Annotated in this window: 23 protein-coding genes; 10 read left to right on the top strand and 13 right to left on the bottom strand. The window is 64.8% G+C overall.

From position 1 onward, the window contains the following. Positions 1-22 precede the first annotated feature (22 nt). On the top strand, positions 23-916 hold the full coding sequence (locus ACILR9_RS23560) for an alpha/beta fold hydrolase (RefSeq protein WP_395712404.1): 894 nt from the start codon (positions 23-25) through the stop codon (positions 914-916). Positions 917-921: 5 nt separating this feature from the next. Here ACILR9_RS23560 and rpoH read toward each other — a convergent pair whose 3' ends face one another. Together rpoH and ACILR9_RS23570 are read right to left on the bottom strand one after the other, a co-directional pair. Continuing rightward, positions 922-1,863, bottom strand: coding sequence for an RNA polymerase sigma factor RpoH (gene rpoH / locus ACILR9_RS23565; protein WP_395712405.1), 942 nt, complete (start codon positions 1,861-1,863; stop codon positions 922-924). Positions 1,864-2,002: 139 nt separating this feature from the next. Next, a complete protein-coding gene (locus ACILR9_RS23570) occupies positions 2,003-2,974 on the bottom strand; it encodes an RluA family pseudouridine synthase (protein ID WP_395712406.1) in 972 nt (323 codons plus the stop codon). Positions 2,975-2,983: 9 nt separating this feature from the next. Between ACILR9_RS23570 and ACILR9_RS23575 the strand changes: the two genes are divergently transcribed. The 5 genes from ACILR9_RS23575 (at position 2,984) to ACILR9_RS23595 (ending at position 7,379) form a co-directional block, all read left to right on the top strand. Beyond that, entirely contained in the window at positions 2,984-3,319 is a 336-nt protein-coding gene (locus ACILR9_RS23575; RefSeq protein WP_395712407.1) for a DUF6476 family protein, read from the top strand. Positions 3,320-3,421: 102 nt separating this feature from the next. Then, the gene (locus tag ACILR9_RS23580) at positions 3,422-4,468 is read left to right on the top strand and encodes a threonine aldolase family protein (protein ID WP_395712408.1); all 1,047 of its coding nucleotides are present in this window, start codon (positions 3,422-3,424) and stop codon (positions 4,466-4,468) included. After that, a complete protein-coding gene (locus ACILR9_RS23585; RefSeq protein ID WP_395712409.1) occupies positions 4,465-6,762 on the top strand; it encodes a molybdopterin-dependent oxidoreductase in 2,298 nt (765 codons plus the stop codon). Before ACILR9_RS23580 ends, ACILR9_RS23585 begins: the two co-directional genes overlap by 4 nt. A gap of 61 nt (positions 6,763-6,823) precedes the next feature. Beyond that, positions 6,824-7,042 (top strand): hypothetical protein, encoded by a 219-nt coding sequence (locus ACILR9_RS23590; RefSeq protein ID WP_395712410.1) that lies wholly within the window; start codon positions 6,824-6,826, stop codon positions 7,040-7,042. 136 nt (positions 7,043-7,178) lie between these two features. Then, positions 7,179-7,379: a hypothetical protein gene (locus ACILR9_RS23595; RefSeq protein WP_395712411.1), complete on the top strand. Its 201-nt coding sequence runs from the start codon at positions 7,179-7,181 to the stop codon at positions 7,377-7,379. Here the strand turns inward: ACILR9_RS23595 and ACILR9_RS23600 are convergent. Next, a complete protein-coding gene (locus tag ACILR9_RS23600; RefSeq protein WP_395712412.1) occupies positions 7,360-7,809 on the bottom strand; it encodes a phasin family protein in 450 nt (149 codons plus the stop codon). The two genes, ACILR9_RS23595 and ACILR9_RS23600, sit on opposite strands and share 20 nt — an antisense overlap. 193 nt (positions 7,810-8,002) lie before the next feature. Between ACILR9_RS23600 and ACILR9_RS23605 the strand changes: the two genes are divergently transcribed. Beyond that, positions 8,003-9,454, top strand: coding sequence for a wax ester/triacylglycerol synthase family O-acyltransferase (locus ACILR9_RS23605; protein WP_395712413.1), 1,452 nt, complete (start codon positions 8,003-8,005; stop codon positions 9,452-9,454). A 40-nt stretch (positions 9,455-9,494) separates the two neighbouring features. Here ACILR9_RS23605 and ACILR9_RS23610 read toward each other — a convergent pair whose 3' ends face one another. After that, a complete protein-coding gene (locus ACILR9_RS23610) occupies positions 9,495-10,367 on the bottom strand; it encodes a hypothetical protein (protein WP_395712414.1) in 873 nt (290 codons plus the stop codon). A gap of 19 nt (positions 10,368-10,386) precedes the next feature. Then, positions 10,387-12,186, bottom strand: coding sequence for a TauD/TfdA family dioxygenase (locus tag ACILR9_RS23615; RefSeq protein WP_395712415.1), 1,800 nt, complete (start codon positions 12,184-12,186; stop codon positions 10,387-10,389). Between the two features lie 230 nt (positions 12,187-12,416). On the opposite strand from ACILR9_RS23615, the gene ACILR9_RS23620 reads away from it, so the two are divergent. Further along, positions 12,417-12,677 carry a hypothetical protein gene (locus tag ACILR9_RS23620; protein ID WP_395712416.1) on the top strand — a complete coding sequence of 87 codons (261 nt, stop codon included), beginning with the start codon at positions 12,417-12,419 and terminating at the stop codon, positions 12,675-12,677. 57 nt (positions 12,678-12,734) lie between these two features. Further along, the gene (locus ACILR9_RS23625; protein ID WP_395712417.1) at positions 12,735-13,511 is read left to right on the top strand and encodes an esterase/lipase family protein; all 777 of its coding nucleotides are present in this window, start codon (positions 12,735-12,737) and stop codon (positions 13,509-13,511) included. A gap of 225 nt (positions 13,512-13,736) precedes the next feature. Here ACILR9_RS23625 and ACILR9_RS23630 read toward each other — a convergent pair whose 3' ends face one another. From ACILR9_RS23630 to ACILR9_RS23640, 3 genes are all read right to left on the bottom strand, one after another. Next, on the bottom strand, positions 13,737-14,162 hold the full coding sequence (locus tag ACILR9_RS23630; protein ID WP_395712418.1) for a phasin family protein: 426 nt from the start codon (positions 14,160-14,162) through the stop codon (positions 13,737-13,739). A gap of 16 nt (positions 14,163-14,178) precedes the next feature. Next, positions 14,179-15,348: a DUF445 domain-containing protein gene (locus ACILR9_RS23635; RefSeq protein ID WP_395712419.1), complete on the bottom strand. Its 1,170-nt coding sequence runs from the start codon at positions 15,346-15,348 to the stop codon at positions 14,179-14,181. A 106-nt stretch (positions 15,349-15,454) separates the two neighbouring features. Then, positions 15,455-18,652, bottom strand: coding sequence for a bifunctional cytochrome P450/NADPH--P450 reductase (locus ACILR9_RS23640; protein WP_395712420.1), 3,198 nt, complete (start codon positions 18,650-18,652; stop codon positions 15,455-15,457). A gap of 130 nt (positions 18,653-18,782) precedes the next feature. Between ACILR9_RS23640 and ACILR9_RS23645 the strand changes: the two genes are divergently transcribed. Next, the gene (locus ACILR9_RS23645) at positions 18,783-19,670 is read left to right on the top strand and encodes an NAD(P)-dependent oxidoreductase (RefSeq protein WP_395712421.1); all 888 of its coding nucleotides are present in this window, start codon (positions 18,783-18,785) and stop codon (positions 19,668-19,670) included. A 172-nt stretch (positions 19,671-19,842) separates the two neighbouring features. On the opposite strand, the gene ACILR9_RS23650 is transcribed toward ACILR9_RS23645, so the two are convergent. The 5 genes from ACILR9_RS23650 to ACILR9_RS23670 form a co-directional block, all read right to left on the bottom strand. Beyond that, on the bottom strand, positions 19,843-20,439 hold the full coding sequence (locus tag ACILR9_RS23650) for an alpha/beta fold hydrolase (RefSeq protein ID WP_395712422.1): 597 nt from the start codon (positions 20,437-20,439) through the stop codon (positions 19,843-19,845). 203 nt (positions 20,440-20,642) lie between these two features. Beyond that, positions 20,643-21,908 carry an Nramp family divalent metal transporter gene (locus tag ACILR9_RS23655; RefSeq protein WP_395712423.1) on the bottom strand — a complete coding sequence of 422 codons (1,266 nt, stop codon included), beginning with the start codon at positions 21,906-21,908 and terminating at the stop codon, positions 20,643-20,645. A gap of 17 nt (positions 21,909-21,925) precedes the next feature. Then, positions 21,926-22,729: a phosphodiesterase gene (locus ACILR9_RS23660; RefSeq protein WP_395712424.1), complete on the bottom strand. Its 804-nt coding sequence runs from the start codon at positions 22,727-22,729 to the stop codon at positions 21,926-21,928. Positions 22,730-22,737: 8 nt separating this feature from the next. Beyond that, positions 22,738-24,393, bottom strand: coding sequence for an NAD+ synthase (locus ACILR9_RS23665; RefSeq protein ID WP_395712425.1), 1,656 nt, complete (start codon positions 24,391-24,393; stop codon positions 22,738-22,740). A 79-nt stretch (positions 24,394-24,472) separates the two neighbouring features. Continuing rightward, on the bottom strand, positions 24,473-24,859 hold the full coding sequence (locus ACILR9_RS23670) for a RidA family protein (protein ID WP_395712426.1): 387 nt from the start codon (positions 24,857-24,859) through the stop codon (positions 24,473-24,475). Positions 24,860-24,881: the final 22 nt, after the last annotated feature.

A 24,881-nucleotide genomic window follows, 5' to 3' on the forward strand; every position in this document is an offset into this window, starting at 1 on the left:
CTCGTTGTGCAACAGTCTAGCCATGGCCGACATCACACACACCTTCGTCGAGACGCGCGGTTTCACCACGCACGTCGCGCAGTGCGGCAAAGGACCGCCACTCCTCCTGCTGCACGGGTGGCCCGAGTTCTGGGCCACCTGGGAGCCGATGTTCGATCGCCTCGGCGACCGCTATCGGCTGGTCGCGCCCGATTTTCGCGGCTTCGGCGAGAGCGGCAATCCGTCACCCGGACGCACCGACCAGGCAGGCGCGGATGTCCTGGCCGACGACATCGCAGCCCTGATGGGCAAGCTCGGCCTCGCCCAGGCCGGTTTCGTCGGCCACGATGTCGGCGCCTTCGCCATGCAGCGCCTGGCGCTCAACCACCCCGATCGGGTGGCCGGGCTGTTCTTCTTCAATTGCCCGACGCACGGTGTCGGCGCGCGCTTTCGCGAGCCGCGACAGATCAACGAGATCTGGTACCAGACCTTCCACCAGATGCCATTTGCACCAGCCCTGGTCGGCGCTTCACGGGATTCCTGCCGGGCCTATTTCAGCCACTTCCTGAAGCATTGGGCATACGACAAGACCGCTTTCGACGGCGTGCTCGAGCGCTGGGTCGACAACTTCATGCGACCGGGCAACCTGCAGGGTGGCTTCAACTGGTACGTCTCGCAGAATGCCGGGCGCCTGGCCGTCATGGCGGGCACGGCGCCCAGGCCACCCAAGATCGGACAGCCGGCCCGAATCCTGTGGGGCCGCCACGACCCGGTGCTGCGCTGCGACTGGATCGACGTCGTCGGCGAGTACTTCGAAAACGTCGAGACCGGCATCGCGGAGGATGCCGGCCACTTCGTTCACTACGAAACCCCGGACCCGGCGGCGGCCGAGATCGACCGATTTTTCCGCCGGATCGGCTATCGGAACGCCGCCTAGCGAGGCTAGGCCGGCGCAGGCTGGGCGGCCGTCTTGCCGATGCGCCGCGATGACGACTGGGTAGCCGCCTCGACCACCATGTTCTTCATCGCCTTCTGCAGCTTGTCGAAGGCGCGCACCTCGATCTGACGCACCCGCTCGCGGCTAATACCGTATTTGGCGGACAGGTCCTCAAGCGTCTTGGGCTCGTCGATCAGGCGGCGCTCGACGATGATGTGGCGCTCACGGTCGGTCAGCTGCTTCAGGGCGGCGGCCAGCATGTGCTTGCGCTGGCCGAGCTCCTGGCTTTCGGCGAGCCGAGTCTCCTGGTTGGGGCTGTCGTCGACCAGCCAGTCCTGCCACTCCATGTCGCCCTCGGTCTTGACCGGGGCATTGAGCGAGGAATCGGGCGCCGATAGCCGGCGATTCATGTTGACCACCTCCTCCTCGGGAACGCCGAGGCGGGTCGCAATCTTGGTGACCTGCTCGGGCGACAGGTCGCCCTCCTCGATGGCCTGCATCTGGCCCTTGAGCTTGCGCAGGTTGAAGAACAGCTTCTTCTGGGCGGCCGTCGTGCCCATCTTCACCAGCGACCAGCTGTGCAGGATGTATTCCTGGATCGAGGCGCGAATCCACCACATGGCATAGGTGGCCAGCCGGAAGCCGCGGTCCGGGTCGAACCGCTTGACGGCCTGCATCATGCCGACATTGCCTTCGGAGATCAGCTCGGCGACCGGCAGGCCGTAGCCGCGGTACCCCATGGCGATCTTGGCCACGAGGCGCAAATGGCTGGTCACCAGCTTGTGGGCGGCTTTCGAATCCCCATGTTCACGCCACGCCTTGGCGAGCATGAACTCCTCCTGCGGCTCGAGCAGGGGAAATTTGCGGATCTCCTGCAAATAGCGGCTGAGATTGCCCTCCGGGGTTAGCGAGGACGGCAGGGCGGGAAGGTTGGCGGTAGCACTCATGAGGCTCCCCCTTTCAAGTACGGACTGAGATGAACGAGCGTTTAGCACTCTCGCCCATCGACTGCTAAAGTTGACTCTAATAGTCGGATGATCAGCAGGTCAAGAAAATCCGACTAATGCTCTCGGATACTAAAGCTTATCACTTAACGCTGTTCAGGTTCGCCAGCAGACTCAGCATGTCTTGCGGCATTTCTGAGGCGAACTTCATCTCCCGCCCGGTCCTTGGATGCCGGAATTCCAGGACTGCTGCATGCAGGGCCTGGCGCTGGAATGCCGACAACGACGGCGGCGCAGCGACGTTGCGGGACCGCCGGCCATAAACCGGATCGCCCACAACCGGGCAGCCGAGATGGGCGAGATGGACCCGCACCTGGTGGGTCCGCCCCGTCCACAGCTTCGCCCCGACCAAGCTCGCCATGGGAGCAAGGGCCGGCCCGAAGCGGCGCTCGATCCAGTAGTCGGTCCGGGCGGCCCGGCCGCCAGCGCGGCGAACGGCCATGCGTTTGCGATCGACCGGATGGCGGCTGATCGCGGCCTCCACCGTGCCCTCCTTGGCGGCCGGCCCGCCCCACACCACCGCGCGATAGATCCGGGTGAGGTCGTGCTTGGCGAACAGGGCGGCCAAGCCATGATGGGCCGCGTCGTTCTTGGCCACCACCATCACCCCCGAAGTGTCCTTGTCGAGCCGATGGACGATCCCCGGCCGGCGGACGCCGCCAATGCCCGACAGGCTGCTCCCGCAATGCGCCAGGAGGGCGTTGACCAGGGTGTTGTCCGGGTTGCCCGGCGCCGGATGCACAACCAGGCCGGGCGGCTTGTTCAGCACCACCAGGTCATCGTCCTCGAACAGGATGTCGAGGTCGATCGCCTGCGGCTGCGGCACGGCCGGCTCGGCTTCCGGCACATCGACGATAAATCGCTCGCCCGTTTTGACCTTGCGGGAGGGCTCTTCTATCGTCGGGCCGTCCGCCAGCGCCACCCGGCGGCTTTCGATCAGCGCTTTCACGCGGCTGCGCGTGAGGGTCGGCAAGGCCACCGCCAGGGCGCGGTCGAGCCGCTGGCCGGCGGTGCTGTCATCGACGGTCACGAAGTGGCGGCCGGCGTCGCTCATGGAGTTTTCTTGGCGTCCCCTGCTCAGGCCTACGCGCCACTCTGGCTGAAAGTGCTGGTCATCGTGATGGGCCTGCTGATTGTGGCGGGCTTCATCGTCATTGCGGCCGAGATCGCCCGCCGGATGTCTACGCCCAACTCCGGACGATCGCCAGCAGCCTCCGGCACCTTCAGCGAACGTATCGCCCTGCCGTCGGGCGCTCGAGTGGTGTCGATGACGGCAGCCGGCGACCGTCTGGTGGTCCATGTCGAAACGCCGGGCGGCCCTTCCGCCGCCTACATCGTCGACCCGCGCAATGGCGCCCTGCTCGGCACGGTGGACTTCCCTCCGGGCGTGGCCCGTTGAGATGATCGACCACCTGTCGAGTTTCAACTACGACGCCGCCTTCGTGCGCGATCCTGACGGCAACCCGATCGAAGCCCTGACGCGCCGACCGGAGGACCAGGAATGAACTTTCGCAGCGACAACGAGAGCGGCGCGCATCCCACCATCATCAAGGCCGTGTCGACCGCCTTCGCGGGCGGCGCCTACGCCTATGGAGCCGACGAATGGACGCAGCGGGTCGAGCGCCGCCTGCGCGAACTGTTCGAGAAACCCGACCTGGTCTCCTACCCCGTTGCCACCGGGACGGCGGCCAACGTGCTGTCGCTGGCTTGCTGCACGCCGTCGTGGGGCGCCATCTACTGCCATCCGCAAGCCCACGTTATGGGCGACGAGGCCAACGCTACGGAATTCTACAGCGGGGGCGCCCAGCTCCGCGCGATCGACGGTCCTGACGGCAAGCTCGACTCACGACGGCTGGCGGACGCTCTGGCGCAGCCGGTCTACGGCGTGGTGCGCCACCCTCAACCGTCTGCCGTCAGCATCAGCCAAGCCTCGGAGTGCGGCACGGTCTACGATCCGGTCGAGATCGCCGCCATCGCCACCTCCACGCATCGTCACGGTCTCAAGCTGCACATGGACGGCGCCAGGTTTGCAAACGCCCTGGCGTTCGTCGGTTGCTCGGCCGCCGAGCTGTCGTGGCAAGCCGGCGTCGACGTGCTGAGCTTCGGCGCAACCAAGAACGGCGCGCTGGGCGCCGAAGCGGTGGTGTTTTTCGATCCCGGCCTGGCGCGCGAGTTCCTGTTCCGTCGCACGCGGGGCGGACATCAGATGTCGAAGATGCGGCTGCTGTCGGCCCAGCTCGACGCCTACCTCACTGACGGGCTGTGGCTCGCCAATGCCCACCACGCCAACGCCATGGCCCGCCGGCTGGTCGCCGGCCTCACGCCGCTCAAGGGCACCCAGCTGCTTTATCCGGTCAACGCCAACGAGATCTTCGTTGTCCTGCCGTCGCGCGTTCACGACGCGCTGCAGAAGGCTGGCGTGCAATATCACCCCTGGCCGTCGGACCGGCCGGGCGAGCGGGCCTTCCGTCTCGTCACCGCCTTCGACACCAGCTCGAGCGACGTCGACAGGTTCCTCTCCCTCGCAAAGGCCGCCTCCTCTCCATGACCCATCAGCGTACCCTCACGGCCGCCCACTGGGGCGTCTACGAGGTCGAGTATGACGACGCCGGCACGGCGGTTCGTCTCCATCCCTTCTCGAAGGATCCCGACCCCTCCCCGATCGGCCTGCACATGCTGTCCGACCAGGTGACCCGTCTGCGCGTGCGCCGGCCGGCGGTCCGCAAGAGCTGGCTCGACAAGGGCCCGGGCGCCAGCCCCGAACGGCGCGGCCAGGAGCCGTTCGTCGAGGTGCCGTGGGACGAGGCGCTCGATCTCGTGGCTGGCGAGCTGGCGCGGGTGAAGCGGACCTGGTCAAACCGGGCGATCTTCGGTGGGTCTTATGGCTGGTCGAGCGCCGGCCGCTTCCATCACGCGCAAAGCCAGGTCCATCGCTTTCTCAACTCGATCGGCGGCTACGTGCGGCACCAGGATTCCTACAGCCTGGGCGCGGCGCGCGTGCTGATGCCGCACATCGTCGCCCCGATGGACGAGCTGATGTCGATGCATACGAGCTGGGACGTGCTGGCCGAGCATTGCAAGCTGTTCGTCACCTTCGGCGGCGTGCCGCACAAGAACAGCCAGATCAACGCCGGCGGTGCCACCCTCCATCACGTCAAGCGCGGACTTTACGACCTGCGTCAGAAGGGCGTGCGCTTCGTCAACGTGACGCCGACTGCCGATGACCTCCACACCGGCGGCGAGGTCGAATGGCTGGCCATCCGGCCCAATACCGACACCGCGTTGATCCTGGCGCTCTGCCACACGCTGCTGGCGGAGAACCTGCACGATCGCGACTTCCTCGATCGCTGCACGGTGGGCTTCGAAAAATTCGCACCCTCGCTCACCGGCAAGGATGCCGCATGGGCGGAGAAGATCACCGGCATCCCGGCGGCGCGCATCGTCCGCCTGGCCCGCGAGATGGCGGCAACCCGCACGATCGTCAGCATCAACTGGTCGTTGCAGCGCAGCCATCATGGCGAGCAGCCGTTCTGGGCGCTGGTGACGTTGGCCTGCATGCTGGGCCAAGTTGGCCTGCCGGGCGGCGGTTTCGGCGTCGGCTATGGGCCGGTCAACCTGATGGGCAGCGCGCATCCCAAATATTCCGGCCCGACCTTGCCCCAAGGTACCAACGCGGTCAGCGACTTCATCCCGGTGGCGCGCTTCACCGACATGCTGCTCGAGCCCGGCGGAAAGATCCCCTACAACGGCCGCACCCTCGTCTATCCCGACATCCGATTGGTCTATTGGGCAGGCGGCAACCCATTCCATCATCACCAGGATCTCAATCGCCTGCGGGTCGCCTGGCGCAAGCCCGAGACCATCATCTTCCACGAGCAGTTCTGGACGCCGGCGGCACGAATGGCCGACATCGTGCTGCCGGCCACAACCAGCCTCGAGCGCGATGACATCGGCTACGGCAGCCGCGAGCCGTTCCTGATCGCGATGAAGAAGGCGCGCGAACCGGTCGGCGAGTCGCGCGACGATTACGCGATCTTCGCCGAGCTGGCACGGCGCCTGGGCGCCGGCGATGCCTTCACCGAAGGCCGCGACACCATGGCCTGGCTGGAGCATCTCTATGGGTTGTCTCGTACCAAGTCAGCCGACGCCGGCGTGGCGATCCCCGCCTTCGACGCGTTCTGGCAGGCCGGCATCGCCGAGGCCCAGGGCGAGAGCCGCGAGCCAGTGATGCTGGCGCGCTTCCGCGCCGACCCGGCCAAGCATCCCCTGCGCACGCCATCGGGCAAGATCGAGATTTTCTCGCAGACGATCGCGTCGTTCGGCTACGACGACTGCGCCGGCCACGCCGTGTGGCTGGAGCCCGCCGAATGGCTCGGCTCGAAGCAGGCCGAGCGCTATCCCCTGCACATGCTGTCCGATCAGCCGGCCGACAAGCTGCACAGCCAGCTCGACCACAGCCCGCACGCGCGCGCCACCAAGGTCAAGGGCCGCCAGCCGGTCACGCTTCATCCCGCCGATGCTGCCGCCCGCGGCATTGCCGACGGCGACCTCGTGCGCGTGTTCAACGACCGCGGCGCCTGCCTGTCGGCGGCACGCGTGTCGGACCGGATCCGGCGCGGCGTCGTGCGGCTATCCACCGGCGCTTGGTTCGATCCGTCCGACGCCGGCTCGAACCAGCCACTGGAGAAGCACGGCAATCCGAACGCGCTCACGCTCGACATCGGCGCCTCCAAGCTCAGCCAGGGCTGCATCGCCCAGACCTGCCTGGTCGAGATCGAGCGATTCGACGGTCCCGCACCGCCGGTGACGGCACACAAGCTGCCGGAGTTCGTGAAGCGCTGAGCATCGCGATCACATAGCCGGGAACGATGTCGACCTCAGCGATGTCGAGGTCTGCTACAAGATGTTCACGCGCGCAGCACGGGATAGCATCGACCTGTCATGCGACGACTTCGGCGTGGAGATACAAATCTCGGCGCAACTGGCTCTTGCACGCCGTTGGCGAATCTACGAGACCGGCATCTCCTACTACGGACGTACTTACATGGAAGGGAAGAAGATTGCCTGGAAGGATGGCTTCAAGGCGCTATGGTATATTCTCAAGTTTCGCGTCACCCGCTAGCGCGTTGCCCTTCGATCGTCCGGCTTGGAGACCGCTATGGCACGAGCTTCCTAGCCTATGCCGGTACCGCTGGTCTCAGTGCCTCCACCGAGTGGATGACGTTCATTTCACCCTGCCCCATGTCGGAAGCGCGGCAATGGCGTTCGTCGGCTTCTTCTCCGGGACGCTGGCGAACTTCCAACCACGAGACGAGAGCGTGATCGAGACTGTTCGCAATCATTCGATTTCTGCTTCCCCTCAAAACCGGCGCGCGGCCAGAAAGGAAAGGCCCGTCCTTGCAGACGGGCCCTACGCACGCGACTACTCGAAACTGTCGATCAAGCAGCGGCCTTCGTGAGCTTCTCAATGCGCTCCTGGACCGGGCGGACGACGTCGTCCGCGGCCTTGCGCATGTAGGCGCCGAGATCCTGGGCCTGCGCGATGCGGGTCTCCAGGCGGCCGCGCCAGTACTTGGCGGTGATGTCGAACGCCTCGATCGCCGTCTTGGCGGCGACCAGGTCGCGCATCGCGGCGAAGCCGGCATCGGCATCTTCCTTGGCAATCTCGAGGGCCTTCAGGCTGATCCGGGTGGCGCCTTCGTGCGCCTGGGTGAACTGGGTGTTGAGCTCGGCCGACGCCGTCTGGGCGGCCTTGTTGATCTGCTCGAAGCTCTCGGTCGCCTTGCGGACGCCGATCTGGGCGAACTCGCGGACGCGCTCGCCGGCGGCCTTGGTGGTCTCGTTGGCGTGCTCGATGACGCTGTCGATGGCAGTGTTGGGGGTGGTCATGGGTGGTTCCTGCTCGGGTTGAAAGACGGGTGGATGATTGTACTGACGAGGCGTATATGGGATTACAATGGTGCGCCGCAACATAAATTTGTGCAGTGCGATAGTGAATCTCGTTTATGATTGTTAATCAATAGATTAGGCTTAGACAAAAAAGAGCCGAACCGAGCCGGCACGACGTTTCGGGAGGAGCGCCATGGATCAGCAGCTGTCGGGCATCGATGCGTCCTTTCTCTATCTTGAGACGCCGGAGACCCCCATGCACGTGGCGGGCCTCACCTATTTCCAGTTGCCCGAAGGGTTCGAGGGCAGCTTCTACCAGCACTTCCGCCGCTTCTTCGAAGGCCGCCTGCACACGATTCCGATCTTCGCCAAGCGCCTGGCGCCGTCACTCTATGACCTCGACCATCCGGGTTGGGTCGATGCCGACGACCTCGACCTCGACTACCATCTGCGCGAGACGACGCTGCCCGCACCGGGGACCGAAGCGCAGCTCGAGGAAGTCATCGGGCGTCTGCATGCCAATACGCTCGATCGCAGCCGGCCGCTCTGGCAGTTCTACGTCATCTCCGGCCTGGAGAACGGCCAGGGCGTTCTCTACTCGAAGGTCCACCACGCCGCGATCGACGGCGGGGCCGGCATGGCCATCAACAAGGCGCTCTACGACGTGACGCCGACGCCGCGCGAGGTCGCACCGCCGCCTCCCCGGCCGGCCGCTACCAAGCCCGCGCCGAGCTCACCCACGGCAGTCGACCCGCTCAAAGGCATAACTGACATCATGAGCAACATGATGCGCCAGCAGGTTCGCCTGTGGCAGGCCGCACCGGACATCGTCAACGCCGTGACCAACACCTTCCTCGCCAAGCCGGGCGAGACGCCGAAGGCGCTCAGCACGCTGCAGAGCCTGGTCAGCCAGTTGCCCACGCTGAACGCCCCCAAGACCCCGTTCAACGCCACCATCACGCGCGAGCGCAGCTACGCTGCGCGCACGATCTCGCTCGGCGATGCCAAGGCAATCGGCAAGGCAAGCGGGGCCAAGCTGAACGACGTCGTCATGGCGATCTGCGCCGGCGCGCTGCGCCGCTATCTGCAGGAGAAGGGCCAGCTCCCGGACAAGCCGTTGATCGCCGGCGTGCCGATCAGCCTGCGCGAGCCTGGCGACACCCGGCAGAACAACCAGGTCTCCGGCATGCTGTGCCAGATCGCGACGGACATCGCCGATCCGGCCGAGCGGCTGCGTGCGATCGTGAAATCCTCCTCCGAGTCCAAGCAGATCGCCGGCACGTTTCGCGACGCCGTACCCCAGGATTTCGCCTTCGTCGGCGCCCCGATCCTGCTGCAGCTCGTCATGCTGGTCTATGGCCGCAGCGGGCTCGCCGACCGCCTGCCGATGCCGATGAACGTCACCATCTCCAACGTGCCCGGCCCACCAATGCCCCTCTATTGCGCCGGCGCCAAGGTGACGGCGCTTCATCCTGTCTCCATCCCGGCGCATGGCGCTGCCCTCAACATCACTGTGCAGAGCTACATGGATGCCTTGAACTTCGGCCTCACTGCCGATCGGCGGGCGGTGCCCGATGTCGCTCTCCTCGGCGACTATCTGGTCGATGCGGCGAAGGAGCTCGGGAAGTCGGTGATCCGCAACTGAGAAGGGCTGTCCGTCGCGCTTACCTGCAGCCCCTGTCGCGTCAGCCTGCCCCGGGGACAAAGGTCTTCATCTGAAATTCATCCGCGCCCAGCCGCTCCAGGCGAATTGACATCGGCAGGAGCATTCTCGGGTCCGCGGTATGAACCCCACCGCACGGCATCTCCAAGGTGCGAGCACCCAGCCTGGCCTTCCACATCCTGCGCTCGTGAAAGCTGGTGCCGACGGGTTCAACGCTGATCTGACGAATTTCAGCGACGATCTCATTGGCCCGCCGCTCGATCTCCGCGCCGAGCCCGTCGAAATCGGCCCAGAACCGCCCGCTGGCGAGGCCGGCCTTTCGGGCTGACTTCCCGATGCGATATCGATCGACACTGCCGTACTCGACGATACGGGACTCGCCAATCAGCTGTTGATCGGTATCCGGATTGCCCAAGGAATCGAGACGGATCGTCCTATCCCAATAAGGCGCCGTTACGGCATTGAGAGCGATGGCAGCGACGTGGCATCCAGTGTGCCCGCAGGCAATGGCTGTCCGGTAGGCATGATCCACGAAAAGCTCTATCGGCTGCCCGACCTGAAAGCCTGGACTGGCCTGCCGCCCGACAACGTGCCCGACACTCCATTGCCAGGCCGCATCGGCCCGCTTGACGCTCTTGTCGGAATTGAGGCGCATGGCGCCACTCGCCACGTCAACACCAACGAGCACCGCCCTTTCGACAGGAACCCTCGCACTCCCCGTCACCGCAACCTCTCCTCGATCGGAAGGTTGATCCGGCCACCACGGATCCAGGGGATGGAAGGGCGTCCGGTCAGTCACGACGCACCATGATCCCTCAACCAGCTCTGGCAACGCCGTGATCGTGCACGCAGCGCTTTCATCGCCCTCCGGATACGTCACGATCGTCGGGGTCATGCCAGTCCTCGCGATGCACTCAGGCAAAGGAAAAGGTCGTGTCGATTATTCGTTCGTTGCGATATCTCTCCTCGTCCATGGACGCAACATCGCGGCGCGCATAGATTCGCTGAAGCCATCGATCGGTTCCATCATATCGCGGATTGAATATCGACCGCGCATGAATGGACCGGCGATTGTCAATAATGAGCATCTCTCCCGGGTTGAGCCTTACGTAGTTGTACACCTTCTTCACCGTCTCCTTGACCAGTGCAAAGGCTCGTGCGGCATCGCGATCGATCGGTTGAGTCTGCTCGAGATCGAACTTCATGAAGGGATCGTAGCCGCCACCATACAACAACGGAACCTTGGGACCACCGATGGCTCTCTGGCTCTGTCCTGTTGCCCCGAACGAATAGTCGATCCCCGCTCGGTAGCGAGGCTGAAACAGGATCTGCCGCAGCGAGATGGGCACATGAGCCAAAACGTTGGCGACGCTGGCCACGGCAGTCATCGCGCTTTGTTCGTGGTCGCTGCGCAGGCATAGAAGAACCACGAAATCGGGAAGCTCCGGATGGAACACCTGCTCGGTATGCCACTCCAGGAAAATTTTTGAGCTGCCAGCCGACGGTTCGCGCTCCTCCGCAGCAATCGGGCATACGTTCTGGAATATCTCTCCGTCGTGGTGAACGCTGTAACCGATCGGGTCGCCGAGCGCCTGCCCGATCATTCCCAGCCAGCTCTCGCTCCAGAACGTGGCCTTCTCCCTCGGAGGGATCTTGTTGCCCGGCGTAGGAGGCAGCACCGGATCCAAGGGAAGCCCCATGATGTGCAATATGCCAAAGCCATTGCCGTTGCGTTTGAAGTCAATCACTGCGCGCCGGAACTGTTCAGGCAAAGTATGAAATCGAAATTCGCATTCCCTCAAAAACTCCTCCCGAGCCTCGTATGGATTGGGCAAGCCCCCGATTGCGCGGTCGAACGCAGGCTTGTCGATCTCGAGACCGAAGAGATGGTTACCCGGAATTTCCCGAAGATCCCGGCCTTTCGGAAAGTCCCATACACCGGAGCCACGCTGCAGGACGGCAATCTTGCCCTTCTCCACGTCCTTGTTGGGTCGCTGCAAAAGCCAGCTGGCAATATTGAGGAGCAGTCGAACATTGTCGCTCTGCCCGATGTAGGCTAGCGAAAAGAGATCGCTATCCCCAATGGCCACGACGCGGCCTTTGCCAACCGTTGACGCCGCACAGACGCACGCTCCTTCCGGCGTCGAGATCACCGTGCAAGGTGCAGCGTCACTGTCATCGCTCTCCGCAAGCGAAAGAGAGCAGCCACGATGATACGTAATCTCGAAAACGTCGTTGCATATTGCATGCTGCGACGAGACGATAATGGGGAAATGTCTGGTTTGGACCGATTCCAGGTCAGGGCGCGGGCGCGCAATCGAATCATTGTTGAATTGCAAACCCAGCGGTCGAACAACGTCGTTGACGTTGCTCTCCCACATATCAATATTGTATTCGCCTACAATGAGCAGCCCTCCACCATTGCGGACATACTCAACAAGGCAGGCGATCTCGGCGTCGGAAAAAATCGGTTCCCCCCCAACGTTTGGTTCCACCGAGCTGCGGGCCGGATGCACTATTATGACGAGCTCGGAATTCCTTATTGTTTCGGCGTTCCAGCTCACCATCGCGGACGAACCCAACCCCAGCTCTTCGCTGAAGAGTTCCGACAGATGGCCGTAGTAGTAGTTTTCAGGACGCGTTCCCGCGATCCTGAGAGCGAGATCCTTGCGAATAGTCCAAGTTTCTCCGTGCGATTCTTCGAAGATGATCATTCTGACAAACACCCCCGGCAACGTTCGAAGTCTCGCCTGAAACCCCAGACACGGCAAATGAAAAGGTCCTCGAACCGCCGGCGATACGCTGCACCTGTCCGTCAGATGTGCCCTGCAACTCGTTGAGATGGCGCTACTTTTGTTTATCGCCTTCCCCTACCTGAGATTGCAGACGGTTCACTTAGTCGCGCCGACCAGATGACGAACCCGCGATCTCTCGGGACAATGGAATGTTCGCTCCCGCCATGCCCGGCCGTGCGGATTGCCGCATCCTTTCCGACAATGGGCCCGTCGCTGCACATCAGGCGATCGCCCCGGAAGTCCCGCGCTTCGATCTGAAGCCCGACCTCAGCGATCGGCTTCCGACATGCCTCGCACTCGCCACCCATCAGCCGTGGATTTTCTTCGATCGCGGCGGGCAACGTCGCTGCCGTGGAAACTATGTCCTCAGCATGACAGCGAACACGGAAACTGGCGCCTTTGGTGATTGAACTCCTTCCGTGGAACAGCCAGATGTGAGAGTCTGGCTACGCTCACGAGGAGATCCCATGACGGCCGCCGCCCAAGCGCTGCATCCACCATCGCGAACGCTCCTGCTGCTCGAGGGCCGCGCTGTCCAGGAACTGGGCGCTTTCATGCTGTTGCGGCCGTGGCTGGCCGCAGCGCCGCGCGGCGACGGCCATCCCGTGCTGGTACTCCCCGGGCTTCTCGCCAGTGACCTGTCCACCCGACCGCTGCGCAGCTTCCTCAAGAACCAGGGCTACGCGGCGCACGGTTGGGACCAGGGCCGCAATCTCGGGCTGCGCCCGGGCGTGGAGCAGGCGATGATGGAGCGGATCGAGGAACTGTATGCGCGCCACGGCGGCCGCAAACTCAGCCTCGTCGGCTGGAGCCTCGGCGGCATATACGCCCGCCAGCTCGCCAAGCGCCTGCCTGACAAGGTGCGCCTTGTGATCAGCCTGGGCAGCCCGTTCACCGGCAGTCCCAAGGCGACGAATGCCTGGCGTGTCTACGAGCTCACCTCCGGGCAGCGGGTCGACGATCGAGACAATCACATCGCCGGAGCGCTCGCCGATCCGCCGCCTGTGCCCACCACATCGATCTTCAGCCGCTCCGACGGCATCTGTGCCTGGCAGACCTGCCTCAACGAGGAGCGCGACGAGGTCGAGAACATCGAGGTCTACGGCAGTCATTGCGGCCTCGGCCATCATCCCGCCGCCGTCTACGCCATCGCCGATCGCCTGGCCCAATCGGAAGGCCAATGGCAGAAGTTCGACCGCTCGGGCTGGAAGAGCCTGGTCTATCCGGACTGGCGCCGGGGTTAGGACGCCCTTGGATTGGCCTCCCTCGGTAGTCGGGGAGGTGCCCCGTCATACGGGGCGGAGGGGGTAGATCTTCCACTGGAAGCGCGCCACTCCGATGGCGCTCATCTTGTGGATCACAGACCCTATGAGCGCCATCGGAGTGGCGCGCTTCCAGCTATGAAATCCCTCCCCGTCGCCGTATGACGGCGACACCTTCCCAGCGAAGCTGGGAAGGAAAGGAAGTGGCTACTTCCTCCTCTCCACGGTGGCACGGATCTCCTCGTAGGACTCCTTCATCCTGTCCTGGACGATCTTGAAGGCCTCGGTGCTGGACCTCTGCACCAGCTCGGCGATGTCGCGCGTGTTGGTGATGGCGGCTTCCATCGCCTTCTTGGCGAACTCGGCCTGCTTGGCCATGATCTCCTGGGGATTGCCCGCCGGCTTGTATTGCTGGACCATCGCGGTGACGTCCTTCACCGCCTCGTCGAAGACTTCGCGCTGCTTCTTGGCGACCTCGGTCGCGCCGCCAGCCACCGCCTGCCACGACTTCGTCATGGCCTCAAGGTTCTTCTGGTGATGCTCCATGATCTTCGACATATCGAGCGCGGGAACCTTGAGCTGCTCGCCCAGATTCTTGAACATATCCATGAAGCTGTTGGGTGCGTCGGCCATACGAACCTCCCGTCGGTCAGAAACGAAGCTTCACCCCCTGTTCCAGCACATGCAAGACCAAACCGGCAAGGCCACCGATCAGCGTTCCATTGAAGCGTATATATTGGAGGTCGGGCCCGACCGTGAGCTCGATCCGGTCGACCAGCATGTCGATGTCCCATGACTTGACCTGATCGGCGATGAATCGGCCGACTCCGCTCTTCTGCTTCTGCACGAAGTCGGCCAGCACACGCACCATGCCTCGGTTGATCTCGCCCCGGATTTCCGGGTCGCGCGCCAGCTGGGCGCCGGTCTCGACCAGCATGACCTCGAGCTGGCGGCCGATCTGGCCGTCGGCGCCCTGTGCGTCGCGCTCGAGGAACATGCGCAGGCTGTCCCAGGCGTCTTCGGCGATGGCGGCGATCTCCGGCCGCGCCAGCATGTCGCGCTTGAGGCTTTCCGCGCGCCGGGCGAACTCCGGCGACGTGCGCAGGCGCTCGATGAAACCTGTCACGAATTCGTCGAACTCGGCCCGCAGCGGATGATGGCGATCGGCCCGGGCGTCCTGGATGAAGGCATTGGTCGAGGCGACAATCTTCCGCAGCAGATAGGCGTCGGCCCGATAGAGGTTGAACAGCGCCGGCAGCTCCTTGCGGATCTTCTCGCGCATGGCCGCCAGCGTTTCCTCGTTGCCCAAAACCTTCTCGAGCGCTGCCAGCAATTCGTCGAGCAGACGCTGATGGCGGCCTTTTTCGGTGACGGCGCTCAGCATCCCAGCCGCCAGGGGAGCAAGCTCGACCCGCTCCAGCTCCGTCATGATGCGCTTGCCGAGAAAGCCCTTGAGGCCCGACTGCTCGATGGCGCCGAGCGTCTGGGGCAGCAGGCGCAGCGCGAAGCCGGCGAGCGCATGGGCCCGGTCGCGGTCGGACAGCCATTCTGCCACCAGGGCGGCGAAGTCGACTTCGCGCAGGCGTGCCTCGACCGGGTCGGGGGCAAGGAAGTTGCTCTCGATGAAGCTGCCCAGCGTGTCGGCGATGCGCAGGTGATTGCGCGGAATGATCGCAGTGTGCGGGATCGGCAATCCGAGCGGCCGGCGGAACAGGGCGATGACGGCGTACCAGTCGGCGAGGCCGCCGACGGTCGCCGCGGCGGCGAACGCCGCCACGTAGCCCCACGCCCAATGGCTCGGCTCGAGGTGCCGCGCCACCAGGAACAGCGTAGCCGTGGACGCCAGCAGCGCCGTCGCCGCGAGCTTGATGCGGCGAAGCTGCCGGGCGCGCTCGCGATCGTCCGTCAGAGTCCTGCCTCGTCCATCAGGTGCCTGCCCATACGTCGAGCACGTAGCGATCGTCGGCGGCGAGCGTCTCCATCCACGCCTCGCTGGCCGAGTCGCCGGCGCGCGATTTCTCGCCGTGGATGGCCATCAGGGCGCGCTTGACGTCCGGCTCCATGTGACTGCCGTCACCACAGACATAGATGATGGCGCCCTGCTCGATCAGTGACCAGACACCGTCAGCCTGTTCGTTCAGAAGGTCTTGTACATAGGTCTTCTTGCCGGCGTGGCGCGAAAAGGCGACGTGCAGATCGACGATGCCGGCGGCAGCGTGCTCCCTGAGCTCTTCGGCATAGATGAAGTCCTGCTCGGGATGACGGCAGCCGAAGAACAGCATGGCCGGGCCCAAGGTACGTCCCTGGGCGGCGAGCGCCGCACGCTCACGCAGAAAACCGCGGAAGGGCGCCAAGCCGGTGCCCGGGCCGATCATGACGATCGGAGCCGCAGGATCGACCGGCAAGCGGAAGCCGGCCTTGGTCTCCTTGACGAAGGCCTGCACGGTGGCGCCAGCCACCTGTCGAGCGAGATAGTTCGAACAGACGCCGTAGTAGACACCCGTGCCCGAGCGCGCCGGCCCTTCCACGACCGCCGTGGTGATCGAGCAACGCGCGCCATCGGCGACCGGCGACGACGAGATCGAGTAGTAGCGTGGCACCATCAGCGGCACCATCTCGAGGAAGGCTGCGAACGGCAGCTCGCAGGCCGGATGCTCCTCAAGCAGGTCGAGCACCGACTTGCGCTTGGCGAGAACCTCGCCACGAAAGCGATCCTCGGCCAGGAGCGATTCGAGCTTGGGGCGCGTGAACGGACACCGCGTGTGCTGCGCCATGGTCTGGACCTGCTTGCGTGTGGCCGGAAGCTGCAGCTCGACAAACTCCGACAGCAGCCGGTGAACGGCGATCGCCTCGCCGACCGGCAGCTGGGCGCGCCGTCCTTCCGCGGCGGACAGCACGACATGCGCTCCCGGGGCAAACCCGAAGCGGCGCTGGGCACGCTCGACCAGGGCCGCGCCGTTCTCCGGCACGATGCTGAGATGATCGCCGGCGCGATAGCCGACGCCGTCGGGCAGCAGAACCTCGATGTGACGGGTGCTGCGGCCCGATGTCCCGGCATTCTGCAGCTCACGATTCACGAGGACACGCATCGGCAAGGCGCCCGCCGCGCCGATCAGCGGATGGGCCGGCGGTTTGTCGACCGCCAGCACGTGATAGAGCGGTTCATGAGCGAGGCCCGTTTCACCTTCCAGCTTGACGCCGAGCTTGCCAGCCAACGCCGGCATTAGCGGCTCGTTCCACGCCTGGAAGTGACCATCGAGATCTTCCTTGGCATCGCCCTCGCCGCGCGGATAAAGCCGCTCCGCCCCTTTCGCCGTCATCAGCTCGTCGATCCGGCGAGGCACGGCCTGGTAGGTCGAGGCCCAGTCGCGATTGCCGCAGCCGAACACCGTATAGCGCACGCCGGCCAGCGATCCGGGCGCGGCGTCCTCGAGCGCGGCAATGAAGGCGCCCGCATTGTCGGGTGGGCTGCCGTTGTACGACGCGCAGACGATCGCGACGGCGCCCTCGGTGGGGATGCTGCCGGCGCTGTCGTCCAGGCTCGCGAGCGATGCCGTAAAGCCCTGGACTTCACCCGCTTCGGCAATCGTGCGGGCCAATTCCTCGGCTGTCCCCATGTTCGAGCCGAACAGCACGGTGAGCTTCGTCCCATGGCTGCGCGCCGACTTCTTCGCAGGCGCCTTCCTGGACGCGGGCTTTGCCAGCACGGCCGCGCCGCTGCCGCGCACCACGTCAGGCCGTAGACGGACGCGCATCATCAGTCCCTCTGGCTTGATGGTGAGCGATTCCTTGATCTTGAGCTGGTAGCGCGCGTGATCGATCAGCCGGAAGCGTTGCAGGATCAACCCGAGCACCAGGGTGGCCTCGGTCATGGCGAACTGCCGGCCGATGCAGGCACGCTGGCCGTTACCGAACGGCTTGAAGGCGTGCGGCGGCATCCTGGCCTCGCGCTCGGGCGCGAAATTGTCGGGATTGAATATTTCGGCCTGCGGCCCCCACACGGATTTGTCGCGATGCAGCATCGCCGTCAGCACGGTGACGAAAGTGCGCTTGCGCAGCTTGTATTTCCCGCCAATCGTCTCGTTCTGATAGGGGTACAGGCCGAAGGCCGGGGCAGTCGGCCACAGGCGCAGCGATTCCTTCAGGATCTGACCGATATAGATCAGCTGGTTCACCTGCTGTGCGGTCGGCCGGGCATTGACGTCGCGGCCGAGCACGCGGTCGACCTCCTCGTACGCCTTCTGGATAACGTGCGGATTGTTGAGCAGAAAGTAGATCGCGAACGACAGCATGCCGCTGGTCGTCTCATGCCCGGCGATCAGGAAGGTGTTCATCTGATAGCGGATGTTGACGTCGTCCAGCCGCTCGCCGCTCTGCCGGTCGACGCCTGACAGCATGTAGCCCAAGAGGTCAGGCTTGACGGTTTCGTCGGCCGGGATCTCGCGCCGTTCCCGGATGATGCGGTCGGCGATGCCGTTCATGAAGCCGACGTCCTGCTCGAGCTTCTTGCGGCTCTTGCGCTGGGTGATGTCCTCGAGCGGCAGGCCGCGCATCTTCATCACTGCCTCGAGGGCGCGCACCAGCGATTCGACGTAGGGATGGTTGTCGCTGCGATAGAACGAGTTGAAGCGGTAATTGAATCCGCACAGGCCGATCGTATCCAGGGTGAGCGCGGTCATGTCGCGCACCACGTCGATCTCCTCGTCGGCGTTCAGCCGCTCCCACTTGGTGACGAGCTGCTCGGCGATGTCGAGCATGCCTTCGTGATAGGTCTGCATCATGCGGTGGGCGAAGGTCGGCAGCAGGATGTTATGTGCCTTCTGCCAGTTGGGCTCCTGTGTCTCGGCAGTGAACAGCGCGTCGCCGCCCAGCATGCGGACCCGGCGCAGCGAGCCGCGCACCGCCTTGTCGAAGCGCGTCTCGTCGCACAGCTCGGCAACGAGGTCAGCGCCCGATACGACAACAAGAGGGGTGCCCATCATGTCGAGCCAGAAGATCGGCCCCTGCTCGCGGGAGATCCGCATGAGGTCCTGGATGGGAGCGTCGCCATCGACGGTGAGCATGTTGCCCAGCACGGGCGTGCGCGGCGGATGCGGAATGGGATGAAGCTTGTTGCGCGCCATGGGCGGGGCGATCCTTCTGTCTTTCTCGATATCGTTTTGCCGGCATATTGCCCTGCCGCGTTGCAACGCGAAACACCGCCGTGCCCCGAACTGTCGTATAGTGCGCCGTCACTTCTACCGGGAGGCAAGCGTGAAGGTCGGATTCATCGGCGTCGGCAACATGGGCGGCCCCATGTGCCGCAACATCGTCAAGCGCAGCAATCACCAGGTTTCGGTGTTCGACCTCAACGCCGCCGCCGTGAAGACCTGCACCGACCTCGGCGCGACCGCGGCCAAGTCGATCGCCGACGTGACCAAGGGCGCCGACGTGATCATGACGTCCCTGCCTATGCCCAAGGATGTCGAAGCCGTCACCCTGGGCGACGGCGGTATCCTCGCCAACATCGGCAAGGGCCAGACCTACATCGATCTCAGCACCAACGCGCCGTCCATGGTGAAGAAGATCGGTGCGGCGATGGCGGCCAAGGGCATCGCCATGCTCGACGCGCCGGTGAGCGGCGGCACGGTGGGTGCCGAGGCCGCAACCATCGCCATCATGGTCGGCGGCGACAAGAAAGTGTTCGACGATGCCCTGCCTGTGCTGCAGTCGTTCAGCGCCAACGTGATCCACATGGGCGAGCTCGGCAGCGGGACGGTGGCCAAGCTGGTCAACAACATGATGGCGTTCTGCAACGCCGCGGCGGCAGCCGAGGGGTTGATGCTCGGCGTGACCGCCGGCCTCGACCCGCAGAAGCTGATTCAGGTCGTCGCCAACTCGAGCGGCAACTCGAACGCTTTCAAGAGCTTCTCGGAGCGCGCCCTGTCGGGCCGCCTGGAGCCGAGCTTCGCCCTCAACCTTGCGTACAAGGACCTCCATCTCGCCCTCGAGCTGGGCGACGAGCTCGGCGTGCCGCTGCCGCAGGGCTCCTCGACCCACAACCTGCAGCGCCTGGCGCGCGGCATGGGACACGGCCCCAACGACAGCTCGGCGATCCTGAAGGTCTACGAGTCGGCACTCGGCCGCACGGTCAAGCGGTAGGCCCCGCTGGGAGCGCGCCACTCTTCAAACTCCTCCCCAACTCTGTTGGGGAGGTGTCGCCGTCTTCGGCGACGGAGGGGTCATGAGCAACGAGACTGAGGCTCATGACCCCTCCGCCCCGTAAGACGGGGCACCTCCCCAGCGAAGCTGGGGAGGATAGTGAGAGTATCGTTCAGCCGAGATGCTCGGCGATCAGCGCCGCCACGGGCCCGGCATGCGTCTCCGCGAGGTCATGGTCGCCGCCCGGCACGACGTGAAGTCGGGCGGCCGGCAGGCGAGCCTGCAAGTGCTCTCCCACGGCGACGGGACTGATCGGATCGGCATCGCCCCAGATCAGGAGCGTCGGGGCGGTGATCTTCTCGACCGGCAGGCTGGGCGACGATCTCGACGCCGTGATCCATTCCGCCGCCCGGGGATATGACTTGCGATAGCTGGCTCGCCAATCCGAGCCGCCGAGGCCGGCCATATCGACCCCGCCGGACGTAACGGTCAGCACCAGCCTGCGCACGCGATCGGGAAGCGCCAGCGCCAAGCGGGCCGCAATGACCCCGCCCATCGACTGGGCCACCAGGTCGACAGGCTCATCCATATGCTTGGCGACCAGCCCGACCAGATCGTCGAGGCTCGTGATCGCCGGATCATGCGGCTGATCGCCGAGCCCCGGCCAACCAAAATAATGCTTCGGCCATTCCGCCGGAAGACGCGACCCGACCGGCTTCCAGAAGTCGGGGGAAGCGCCAGCGCCGGGCAGGAACAGAATCCTCGTCATATCGAAACCCTGTCGGTGAAACGGCCCTCGACTGACGAACACGGCGCCAGCCCTTTCGTGATCCCGCCAATTCCTGCTCGCGCTCGTCGGCTTGATCAATGCAGGACTGAGACAGTACGACTGTCATCCCGAGCGCAGCGAGGGACCTTTTACTGCGGCCTTAAAAGGTCCCTCGCTGCGCTCGGGATGACAGCGATTTTGCATCACATCAGGACGAACATCATGATGACCGCCGCGGCCATGATCGCCGTGGCACTCCACCCGAGGAGGAGTTGCCAAGGGGCGGCGACGAACTTGCCCATGAGCTTGGGTCGGCTGACCATGATCATCATTGCCGCCATGATCGGCACGACGATCACGCCATTCAGCACCGCGCTCCAGACCAGTGCCTTGATCGGATCGAGCGACGTGAACTCGACCGACACGCCGAGCAGAATGGCAACGGCGATCACGAGGTAGAACGGCCGCGCCTCGTTCAGCGGTCGCTCGAGGCCGGTGCGCCACCCGCGCGCCTCGGCGGCGGCGTAAGCCGCCGAGCCCGCCAACACGGGGATGGCCAGCAGGCCGGTGCCGATCAGACCGAGACTGAACAGAATGAATGCTGCGTCGCCGGCGATCGGTCGCAACGCCTCGGCGGCCTGCTCGGCCGACTGGATATCGGTCTTGCCGCTGGCGTGCAGGGTCACCGCCGTCGTGAGAATGATGAAGAAGGCAATGAGGTTCGAGATCGCCATGCCGGCCCAGGTCTCCCAGCTGATGCGGCTCAGCTCGCGATTTGCCTGCTCGGGATGCACGATCAACGGTCCGGCATCGGGATCGGCTTCTTCTTCCTCGACCTCTTGGGAACTCTGCCAGAAGAACAGGTAGGGGCTGATGGTGGTACCGAAGATCGCGACAATCAGCGTGAAAGATTCACCCGACAACTCGAAGCGAGGCACGAAGGCACCGGCTCCGACAGCCTGCCAATCGATCTTCACGCTGAATACCACGCCGACATAGGCAAGCAGGGAAAAGGTGAACCACTTCAACAGCCCGACATAGCGGTGATAGGGCACGAAGACGATGGCCAGCAGGGAACCAATCGCGAAGGCGATCGTGAAGAGGTGCGTGCTCCCCCCGCCCAGCATCAATCGCGCCGCCGCGCCCATCGCAGCGAGGTCGGCGCCGAGGTTGATCGTGTTGGCCAGGAACAGCAGCAGCACGAGGGCCGTGACGACGCTGCGCGGAAACACCAGGGCCATGTTGCCGGCGAGCCCGCGGCCGGTGACCCGCCCGATGCGGGCGCTGACCGACTGCACCGCGACCATGAGCGGCCACGTCAGGACCACCGTCCACAGGAGAGCGAAGCCGGTCCGGGCGCCAGCCTGCGAGTAGGTGGCGATGCCGCTGGGGTCATCGTCCGCCGCGCCGGTGATGATTCCAGGACCCAGCTTCCTCAGCAGAGACTGAGAACTCGTTCGTTCACTCAAGCGGGACTGCGCCGCGGTCATGGATCGGGGCGAAACGGCCGTGGCCCTTCGTAGTTCCCGATGTAGCTCATGTGCGTGATGAGACCGGTACCTCCGCGCCACAAATGCAGGGCCACTCCCGGTGGCTCCATCATCATCGACAACGGTGCCTGGTCGTGCAGGTCGAGCGTCGCCTGATGTGCCGTGCTGGGGGCCACGGAGGCGATGGTGCCGGCCCAGCGCACCTGGATCGGGCGATGGACATGCCCGCACAGCGCGCGCTCGACGTGACCGTGGCGCTGCACAAGCTCGGCCAGGCGCGGCTCGCCTTCCCGCAATCGATGGCCGTCGAAGGCCGTGATGCCGCAATCAAAAGGTGGATGGTGCAGGAACAGGATCGTCGGCTGGGCGCTTTCGGCAAGGCGCGCCTCCAGCCAGTCCAAGCGCTCGGCGCACAATTCGCCATGCGTCTTGCCGGGCGTCAGCGTGTCGAGCGCGACCAGGCGCATAGGCCAGCCCTCGATCGTGTACTGCAGGAAACCGGTCCGCGGCAGATAGGCGTGATCGGGGAAGACCTCGCGCAGAGGATCCCGGGCGTCGTGATTGCCCGGGATCAGGTAAACCGGCCTGTCGAGCGGCGCCAGGAGGCGGCGAAGCAGTTGATACTCCTCCACCTTGCCGCCATCGACGAGATCGCCGGTGGCCAGCACGATGTCGGGCTGCGGATCGAGCGCCTTCACGTGCGCCACGGCCCGCTCGAGGAATCCGGCCGTATCGATGCGCTTGAAGAGCAGCTCGCCCGGCGGCTTGATGTGCATGTCGGAGATCTGGGCGATCAGCATGGATGGTCCTATCCGCGAAAGCCGTTGACGATGGGATAACGACGCTCCCGGCTGACATTGCGCGCCGTGATCTTCACCCCCGGGGGCGCCTGCCGGCGCTTATACTCCGCCGCCTCGAGCTGGCGCCACACGCGGTCGACGACGGCGCGGTCATGCCCCTCCCTCGCCAGCGTTTCGGCATCGAGATCACGCTCGATCAGACCGCGCAGGATGGCGTCGAGCGACGGATAAGGCGGCAGGGAGTCCTCGTCCTTCTGGTCGGCGCGCAGCTCGGCCGACGGCGGCTTGTCGATGATACGCTCTGGGATCACGTGGCCGACCGGCCCGACGGATCCCTCGGGCCAGTGGTGATTTCGCCATCGGCAGAGCTCGAACACGGTGGTCTTGTAGACGTCCTTCAAGACGTTGAAGCCGCCGCACATGTCGCCATAGAGCGTGGCATAGCCCACCGCCATCTCCGACTTGTTGCCGGTCGTCACCACCATCCCGCCGAGCTTGTTCGACAGCGCCATCAGGGTGACGGCGCGGGCGCGGCTCTGGATGTTCTCCTCGGTGACGTCTGGGGCGGCATTGCCGAACAGCGGCGTCAGCATCCTGGCATACGCCTCGATAGCCGGCTCGATGTCGACGATGTCGTGACGGACACCCAGGGCCTGGGCGCAGGCCTTGGCGTCTTCTAGCGAAGCACCGCTGGTGTAGCGCGAGGGCATCATCACCGTATGCACCCGTGACGGTCCGAGCGCATCGACGGCCAGCGCCGCCGTCAGCGCCGAATCGACGCCGCCCGACAAGCCGATCAGGACGGACGGGAAACCGGTCTTGTTCACATAGTCGCGCAGGCCCAGCATCATCGCCTGGTAGATCGAGTTGAGGTCGGAGAGCTCGCGCGCGATTGCCGCGGACTGGCACTCCCAGCCATTGGTGCCCCGGCGGAACTCGATGGTCGCGACTTCCTCGCGGAACGACGCGAGCTTGGCCTTGAGCGCCCGGTCGGCGCCGAGCACGAACGAGCCGCCATCGAACACCAGCTCGTCCTGGCCGCCCACCTGGTTGAGGTAGACGAAGGGCAGGCCGCTTTCGACGACGCGCTGCACGCCGAGCTGCACGCGAATGTCGGTCTTGCCGACTTCGTAGGGCGAGCCGTTGGGCACCAGCAGGATCTCGCCGCCGGTCTCGGAGATGCATTCGACGACATCGGCCGTCCACACGTCCTCGCAGATCGGCACGCCGAGGCGCACGCCGTTGAAGACCAGCGGCCCCGGCATCGGCCCGGGCGCGAATACGCGCTTCTCGTCGAACACGCCGTAGTTCGGCAGATCGACCTTGAAGCGCTTGCCGATCACTTCCCCCTTGTTGAGGCAGATGATGGCGTTGTGCAGCTTGTCGGCCTCGCGCCACGGCGTGGTGACGAACAGCGCCGGCCCGCCGTCGCTTGTGTCGGCGCGCAGCGCTTCGACCGCCTCGTGACAGCGCTTCTGGAAGGCGGGCTTCAGCACCAGGTCCTCGGGCGGGTAACCCGACAGCACGAGCTCGGAGGTCAGGACCAGCTCGGCTCCCTGGCGCGCCGCCTCTGCTCGGGCGGCGCGGACCTTGGCGAGATTGCCGGCGACATCGCCGACTTTGGGATTGAGCTGGGCCAGCGCGACCTTCAGCGAATCAGACATGACGACCGGAGTCCAATTATGCTCACTATGAGTATAGTAGAGTAATGCTATTTATGAGCATAATAGGTGTCAAGCCGGCCTAGGTCGCCGCGACCGCCTCGATCTCGACCAGCATGCCGGGATCGGCCAGCCCCTGCACGATCAGGAGCGTCGAGGCCGGATACGGCTCCGCCGAAACGAACGCTGCGCGAGTCGCGCGATAGGGCTCGATGAAGCGGCTGTCGGTGAGGAAGACGTTGACCTTGACGATGTCGCGGAAGCCCATGCCGGCGGCCCTCAGCACCTGGCCGATGTTCTTCCAGGCCTGGGTGCACTGCTTCTCGATGCCGGCCTGCAGCTTGCCACGCGAATCGACGCCAACCTGGCCCGACATGAACAGCACACGGGCACCCTGCGGCACCTCGGCGCCCAGGCTATACTTGCCGGCCAGCGATACCGATTTGGGATTGTGATACGTGATGGCCATGATGGCTCCCCCTGTTTAAGAG

This window comes from Reyranella sp. (assembly GCF_044224635.1).
Taxonomy (GTDB): domain Bacteria; phylum Pseudomonadota; class Alphaproteobacteria; order Reyranellales; family Reyranellaceae; genus Reyranella.